At 75.1% G+C, this 7684-nt stretch carries 4 protein-coding genes; 3 read left to right on the top strand and 1 reads right to left on the bottom strand.

Annotation, left to right across the window (positions count from 1 at the left end; genetic code table 11):
• From AOK03_RS32680 to AOK03_RS32670, 3 genes are all read left to right on the top strand, one after another.
• Positions 1–3681: SAV_2336 N-terminal domain-related protein (locus AOK03_RS32680; protein ID WP_279616347.1), on the top strand; the 3681-nt coding region annotated here is incomplete at its 5' end.
• Positions 3682–3917: 236 nt separating this feature from the next.
• Positions 3918–4955 (top strand): rod shape-determining protein, encoded by a 1038-nt coding sequence (gene mreB, locus AOK03_RS32675; protein WP_055569003.1) that lies wholly within the window; start codon positions 3918–3920, stop codon positions 4953–4955.
• Between the two features lie 106 nt (positions 4956–5061).
• On the top strand, positions 5062–6669 hold the full coding sequence (locus AOK03_RS32670; RefSeq protein ID WP_063792626.1) for a GAF domain-containing protein: 1608 nt from the start codon (positions 5062–5064) through the stop codon (positions 6667–6669).
• Between the two features lie 66 nt (positions 6670–6735).
• On the opposite strand, the gene AOK03_RS32665 is transcribed toward AOK03_RS32670, so the two are convergent.
• On the bottom strand, positions 6736–7684 hold a 949-nt coding region (locus tag AOK03_RS32665), incomplete at its 5' end, for an ABC transporter ATP-binding protein (protein WP_244177839.1).

Here is a 7684-nt window from a genome sequence, read left to right as displayed (position 1 = left end):
GCCGCACCGCGCCCGCCCGCACCGGGCACCCGCCGCGTCCCCCTGCACGTGCCCGTCCCGCCGATGATCGCCCACCCGCTCGCGCTGCAACGAGCGGTGCGCCCGCTCAAGCGGTACGTCCCCTCGCCCACCGGACGGTTCCTCGACGAGGAGGCCACCGCCCACCGCATCGCGCTCCTCGGCGGACGCCCACAGGGCTGGCTGCCGGTTCTCGCGCCGTCCCCGGAGCGCTGGCTCCGGCTCTGCATCGTGCACGACGGCGGGGCCACGATGCCGATGTGGCGGCCGCTCGTACGGGAACTGCACGCCGCGCTGGCCCAGTCCGGCGTCTTCCGCACGGTCGAGCTCCACCGCGCGGCCCCCGACGGCACGGTCCCGGCCCGGGCGGCGTCCGTGCCCGCCGACGGCCGCACCGCCGTCCTGGTGGTCAGCGACTGCATGGGCCCCCAATGGCGCGAGGGCGCGGGCGCCGTCCGCTGGCACCGCACGCTGCGCCGCTGGGCGGCACACACACCGCTGGCCGTGGTCCAGCCACTCCCCGAAGCGCTGTGGCGCACCACCGCCCTGCCGACGACTCCCGGCCTGCTCTCCGCACCGCACCCCGCGGCCCCTTCCGCCGCGCTCTCGTTCACCGCCTTCGACCCCCTCCTGTCGCCACGGCCCGAGGACGCCCTGCCGCTGCCCGTCCTGGAACCGGCGGCGAACTGGCTCGCGAACTGGTCGGCGCTCGTCACCGACCCGGGCGGGCCCCGGGTCCCCGGCTCGGTCGCCTGGCTGCCGCCGACGCCGCCGCTGTCGCCGATGCGGCCGGTCCCCGCGCCGGATGCGGGCACCCCGGCCCGCGAGGACATCACCCGGCTCACCGCCGAGGAGCTCGTGCTGCGCTTCCGCTCCACCGCCTCGCCCGAGGCGTTCCGGCTGGCCGGTCATCTCGCTCTCGGCGAACCGCAGTTGCCGGTCATGCGGCTGGTCCACCGGGCGGTCGAGAGGAACCCGCGGCCGCAGCACCTCGCCGAGGTGATCCTCAGCGGCATGCTCGCGGAGTCCCCGGAGGGCCCGCCGGGCGCGTACGCCTTCCGGGACGGCGTACGCGAACTGCTGCTGCGCAGCCTCCCGCGCACGGCGCGCGGGCGGATCCGCGAGCTCCTCGCCCAGGTGGGCGGGTTGATCGACGACCGGGCGGGCGTCGCGCCCGGCGAACTGCGGGCGGTGGCCCATGTGCCGGACGCCGGGGGCGCGGGCGCGGAGACCGGCACGGACGGGGCGTTCGCGACCGTCACCCCCGAGAGCGTCCGGCAGCTCGGCGGCGAACGGGACCACCTGCTCGGCGGGCGCTACCGGGGCGTGGAACAGATCGGCCGGAGCCCCGGCGTGTGGCTCGCGGACGACCTCTCCAGGGGTGGGGAGGGCGAGGTCGTGGTGGTGCAGCGGTTCCTGACGGCGTCGGACCGGCTGCGGGCCTCGTTCGCGGCCGAGGCGGCGCGGCTCGAAGGATTTCGCCACCCGCATGTGGCCGCCGTCCGGGACCACGGCGTGGACGGCGGCGGAGGCACCTACGGCGAAATCCCCTACCTGGTCGTCGAGTTCGTACCGGGCCGCAATCTGGACGAGCTGCTTCTCGGACACCCCGAGGGACTCCCCGGCGAGGAGCTCCTCCAGGTGGTGCCGCCGCTGGCCGACGCGGTCCTGGCCCTGCACGCCCGAGGCCTCGCGCACGGCGCCGTCTCGGCGGAGCAGGTGCGGCTCCCGACGGAGCGCGGACCGGTCCTGTGCGGCTTCACTCTCACTCCGTACGGCGAGGCGGCCCGCCGGTCCGATCTGCTGGCGCTGGGGCGCCTCGTCCACGAGACGTACACGGGTTCGGTGGCGACGCGGGTGGGCCGGGCATCGGGCCCCGTACGCCCCGGCATCCTTCCGGAAGCGGTCCTGACGACCCTGGAGTCGGCCGTCGTCGACCTCGAATCCGGCGGCCTGGAACGCCAACGCCGCGGCGCTGCACAGCTGTTGGACCTCGCTTCGCAGCCGACACCGGAGGTCGCCTGCTTGCTGCTGGGCTGGTTCACGGTCCGTCGGCGCGGCAAGCCCGTACCGACGGGCACGCCGGAATGCAGGGCGGTGCTCTGCATGCTGCTGCTCCACGAGGGCCGCCCCCTCTCGCACGCGGAGCTGGCGGAGGGCCTGTGGGGGGCCGACCGCGCCGACGCCACCCTCTCCCTCCTCGACGCCTGTCTGGCCCACATCCGCGACGTGATGGGGCTGCCGCTGTCCGAGCATGCCGACGGGTACTCCCTCCGCCTTCCGGACGCCGACTCCGTCGACCTGTTCCGCTACCGGCGGCTGGCCGACGCGGCATGGGCGACGGGGGACGCGGAGACCGCCCGCGAGCTGGTGCGGGAGGCCCTCGCGCTGTGGCGTGGGGAGCCTCTGGACGGGGTGCCGGGACCGGCCGCGGTGCGGGCGCGTGCGGAGATCGACCAGATCCAGGAGCGTCTGCTGCGCGGACGCGGCATCGAGGGCGGAGAACCGCAACACACGCTGGTCGCATTCGAATGCGTCGCACCCGGCGACCGGTCCGACGCGTTGCGGGAGAAGCTGGGTCGGCGGCTCTCCGACCTGCTGGCCCACAGCGGTCTGACGCGCTACACGTTCCAACCGGTCACGCGGGGCTGGCAGGTGGCAGTCTCCCCCGAGGCCCACCCTCTGCAACTCCTTCCTGCCCTCCTGAAAGGGCTCCCCGTCCTCCTCACGGACCTGCCGCACCTGGCCCTCGCCGTCACGGTCGCGCAAGCACCCGGCCCGACGGCCTACTCGCCCCGGTTCCCCGAAGAACTGCGGCAGCTGTTCGAGCGCGAGGGGGAGGCCGTGGTCACGGTCCCCGACGCGGTGTACACGAGCCTCGGCCTCCGGGAACTGCCGGACGCCTCCGCGTTCCGGCGGGCACCCGGCACCGACCACTGGTACCGCCGCGTCACGGCAGCACCGCCCGCCCCTCCCGGCACGCCGATCCTGCTCGGCTTCGACGGCGTCTTCACCCACCTCTTCCGGGACGCCGCGGCACGTGCGGCGGCGCTCTCCCTCCTCTCCGTGGTCAGCGAGTACCGGCGCCTCGATGACGCGCTGTCCGGCGTACCGCTCCTGGACTCGCGCGATGCCGTCGTGTCCGGCGGGGACCGCGCCCACCCCCTGGACGTACTGCGCGCCCTCGCCCATCACCAGGAGTACGCCGCCGAACTGCACGCACGCCTCACCGCCCTGGAGACGGAGCGCGCGGCCTCCGCGAAGCCGCTGGCCCAGGCAGGCGCACTCCGCGGCCTCCTCACGAACCATCGCGTCGCCATCGTCACCGACACCTCGCACGAGGCCGTGTCGACTTACCTCGAAGCACACGGGCTCCCGGCCCCGCGCGGCGGGATCCACGGCCGCACAGCGGACCTCACCCGCCTCATGCCGGACCCGGACTGCCCCAACCGGGCGGTCCGACGACTCGGCGACGCACCGGACCGCTGCCTGATGCTCGGGGCGTCCGCTCCCGAGCTGCGCGCAGCCGGGACGGCAGGGATCGCCTTCATCGGGTACGCGCCCGACAGGCGTGCCTCGACGCACCTCACCGGAGCGGGAGCCCCACGCACCGTCGACTCCCTGCGGGCGTTCGTGGACCTGGTCCGCGCACAGGACGCGTGAAAACCCGTCAGATCGGCGAGTATGCGCCTTTTCGGTAGCAACCCCTCCGGGTCCACTGGAACCACCGCACTGTTCGCGCGAACCACCGCACCGCCTGCGACGCCGTCAACACCACCCGTGCGGCGGCACCCCGCCCGGCTCAGCTCAGCGCGCGGGCCGCGCGCGTCCGCCGCACGATGCGAGACAGGACCGCCGTCCGACGGTCCGTACGGTCTGCGCTCTCGGGAGGATCTGCCATGACCGTCAGTCTGGAGCAGTTGCGCCGCTGCCATATCGCCGTCGACCTGGGAGCCGCGAGGACCCGGGTGTTCGTGAAGGGCGCGGGCCTGGTCGTCGACCAGCCGAGCGCCGCCGCCATCAACACGCGGACGGGCGCGCTCATCGCGGTGGGGCAGTTCGCCGAGCAGATGACGGGCCGTACGCCCGGCTACATCCGGGTGGTCCGCCCCGTCTCCGGCGGCACCGTCGTCGACATCGAGATGGCCCAGCGCATGCTGCGCCATCTGATCGGCGAGAAGCTCCGCCGCACCCTGCGCCGCAAGCCCCGGCTGCGCGCCGCCGCCTGCACGCCGCACGACGCGGATCCGCTGGCCCAGCGCGCCGCCGTCGAGACGATGGTCGGGCTCGGCGCCCGCCGCGTGGAACTGGTGGACACCCTCATCGCGGCGGCCGTCGGCTGCGGCCTCCCGGTGGAGCGCCCCGAGGCGACGATGATCCTCGTCTGCGGCGCCGCCACCACGCAGGTCGCGGTCCTCTCCCTCGGCTCGATCGTGACCGCGGAGCGCATCCCCGTCGGCGGCGAGGCCATCGACCACGCGATCGTGCAGCACCTGCGCCACCACCACGAACTGATGCTGCCCTCCCAGTCCGTACGCCCCCTCCAGCTCGCCCTGAGAGGCAACGGCCTCACCCCGCAGGGCCCGGAGTCGACCGAGATCCACGGCAGGGACGTCGCGACGGGCCTGGCCCGCTCCGTCCAGGTGGACACGGCCGCCGTCCGCGACGCCATCCACACCCCGCTCACCGCCGTCCTGGACGGCATCGGCAAGGTGCTGCGCGACTGCCCGCCGGACCTGGTGGCCGACCTCGCGGACCGCGGAATCATGATGGTCGGCGGCAGCGCGCTGCTCCCGGGCCTCGACCAGATGCTGCGGGACGCGACCGGTATGCCCGTACATATCGCGGAACGGCCGGATGTGTGCGCTGTGCTGGGGCTCGGTGCGATGCTTGAGGGCAAGATCCAACCACTGGCGCTGGCTCCGCTCTCCGGCTGACCCGACCCGACGGGTCCGAACAGACCGGCCCGGCCGAGCAGACCGGCGCGGCCGAGCAGCCAGCACCTGTCTCCACCGACCACGGAGTACGTCGTACGTGACCGAGATGCCGATGCCCGAAGGAGCCGACACCGCACCGCAGCCCTCGATGCAGCCGATCCTCGAAGCGGTCCTGAGCGTCGGCACGGACCTCGAACTCCGGGCCACGCTGCAGCACATCGTGGACAGCGCGGCCCGGCTGACCGGGGCCGGGCTCGGCACGCTCGGCGTCGACGCCCCGGGTCACGAGGGCCCGGCCGAGCTGTTCGTGGCGGGCGGCCCGGGCCGCTTCCCGGACGGCGTTCCCGGCGTGCGCCCGAACGCGGACGGCACCGTCATCGACGTACCGATCCACGTGCATGACGACCCGTTCGGCACCCTGCTGCTCGCCGAGAAGGCCGGGAGCGACCCCTTCACCGACGAGGACCGGCAGCTCCTGAAGGTCCTGGCGAGCCAGGCGGGCATCGCGATCGGCAACGCACGCCTGTTCGAGGCGGCCCGGCAGCGGGAGCGCTGGATCGAGGGCGCGGCCGCGGTCACCACGGCCCTGCTCACCGGTGAGGCCGCGGCGGACGCGCTGATGACGGTGGCGGACCGGGCGCGGATCCTCGCGGGCGCGGCGGCGGGCGTGATCCTGCAGCCCACGGAGGCGGGCGGCATGCGGATCGTCGCGGCCGCCACGGACGGCGAGCCGCACGGGTGGGGCGCGTCGGCGGGCAGGCGCGCGCCCGGCGAGGGGGCGGTGCGCGTCACCGGTCCCGGGGCGGAAGGGTCCCGTACCGGCACGCCCCAGCAGCCCCCGAGGACCACCCCCGCTCCCCACACCCACCACAACGACCTCATCGGCACCACCATCGAGCCCGGCAGCGCGGTCCTCACCCAACTCCTGGGCGGCGAGCCGGTGTACATCGACGACTCGGCGACCGACCCCCGTATGACGACGCACGTGCGGGCCCGCTTCGGCCCGAGCATGATGCTGCCGCTGCGGGCCGCGGGCCGCCTCATCGGCACGCTCGCACTGCCCCGCAGGCGGGGCGCGCCCGCCTACACCTCCGCCGAACGCCTGCTCGCCACGCAGTTCGCCTCGCAGGCCGCGCTGGCCCTCGTCCTGGCCGACGCCCAGCAGAGCCGGGAGCGTCTCGCGGTCTTCGAGGACCGCGACCGGATCGCCCGCGACCTGCACGACCTCGTGGTCCAGCGCCTCTTCGCGACCGGCATGATGCTGGAGTCGACGCGCCGCAGGGCCCGGTCGACCAAGGTCGAGTCCACGCTCGACCACGCCGTCGACGAGCTGGAGTCCACCATCCAGGAGGTCCGTACGGCCATCTTCGCGCTCCAGCAGCCGCCCGCCGACGCCCCGGCCACGTTCCGCGGCAAGATCCTGCGCGAGACGGCGGGCGCGGCCGCGATCCTCGGCATCCAGCCGTCGGTGCACTTCGCCGGTGCCGTCGACGCCCAGGTCACGGAGCCGGTGGCGGGCCACCTGCTGGCCGCGCTGCGCCGGGCGCTGGCCGCGGCGTCGCGCCGGACCGGCGTCACGCGCGTCGACGTCGCGATCGACGCGCGGGCGACGCTGCCGGACGGCCGCTCGGGAGTGCGGCTGACGGTGTACGACGACGGGGACACGGACGGCGTGGAGACGGGCACAACGGCGACGTGGCAGGCGCCGCTGTAGAGCTGCGTCCCGCAGCCGCGCCCCGCCGAGCCGCCCGGCCGCGCCCCACCGAGCCGCCCAACCCCCTCAAAGCGCGACGACCGACACCTCCGTGGCCTTCACGCTCGTCCACACCTCGGCCCCCTCCACGAGCCCGAGCTCCACGGCCGCCTGGGGAGTGATCTCGGCGACCAGGTCGGGCGCCTCGACCGAGGCAACGAGCACCCGCAGCCGGCTGCCGGCGGTGGTGATCTCACGCACCGTTCCCGGCCACACGTTGCGCGGGCTGCCCTCCGGCTTCTCGCAGTGCACGGACACGGCCTCCGGCGCGATGACCGCGAGGGCCCGCACGCCCTCCTCCAGCGGGTCGGCGACGACGAGGCGCCCCTCCCCCGCCAGCGCGAGCGTGCCGTCGGCGGTCGCGGTGCCGGGCCAGGCGTTGCGGCCGAGCATGCGGGCCACCCAGGGCGAACGCGGATGCCGGGTGACCTCCGTGGGCGGCGCGTCCTGCAACGTACGCCCTTCGTCGAGCACGAGGACCCGGTCCGCCAGCGAGACGGCCTCGACGGGGTCGTGCGTGACGATGAGACAGACGCCGCCGAACCCGTCGAGGTGGCGGCGCAGGGTGTGCCGGACGTGGGCGCGGGTGGTCTGGTCGAGGGCGGCGAGCGGTTCGTCGAGGAGCAGCAGCCGGGGGCGGGCGGCCAGCGCGCGGGCCAGCGCGACCCGCTGGGCCTGCCCGCCGGAGAGCTGGGCGGGCCTGCGGTGGGCGAGGTGCCCGACACCGAGCCGGTCGAGCCACGCCTGCGCCTCGCGGCGGGCCTCGGCACGCCGTACGCCCTGCGCGCGCAGCCCGTACGCGGTGTTGCCGAGCGCGTTCAGGTGCGGGAAGAGCGCACCTTCCTGGGGCACCCAGGCGACCCCGCGCCGGTGCGGCGGCAGGGCGGTGACGTCGTCCTCGCCGAGCCGCAGCAGGGCGTGGGCGCGCGGGGTGAGGCCGAGGAGGGCGCGCAGGAGCGTGGTCTTGCCCGCGCCG

Source organism: Streptomyces atriruber (assembly GCF_001418325.1).
Lineage (GTDB): Bacteria > Actinomycetota > Actinomycetes > Streptomycetales > Streptomycetaceae > Streptomyces > Streptomyces atriruber.
Note: the sequence above shows the minus strand (reverse complement) of the source record. Positions and strands in the feature narration are given on the sequence as shown.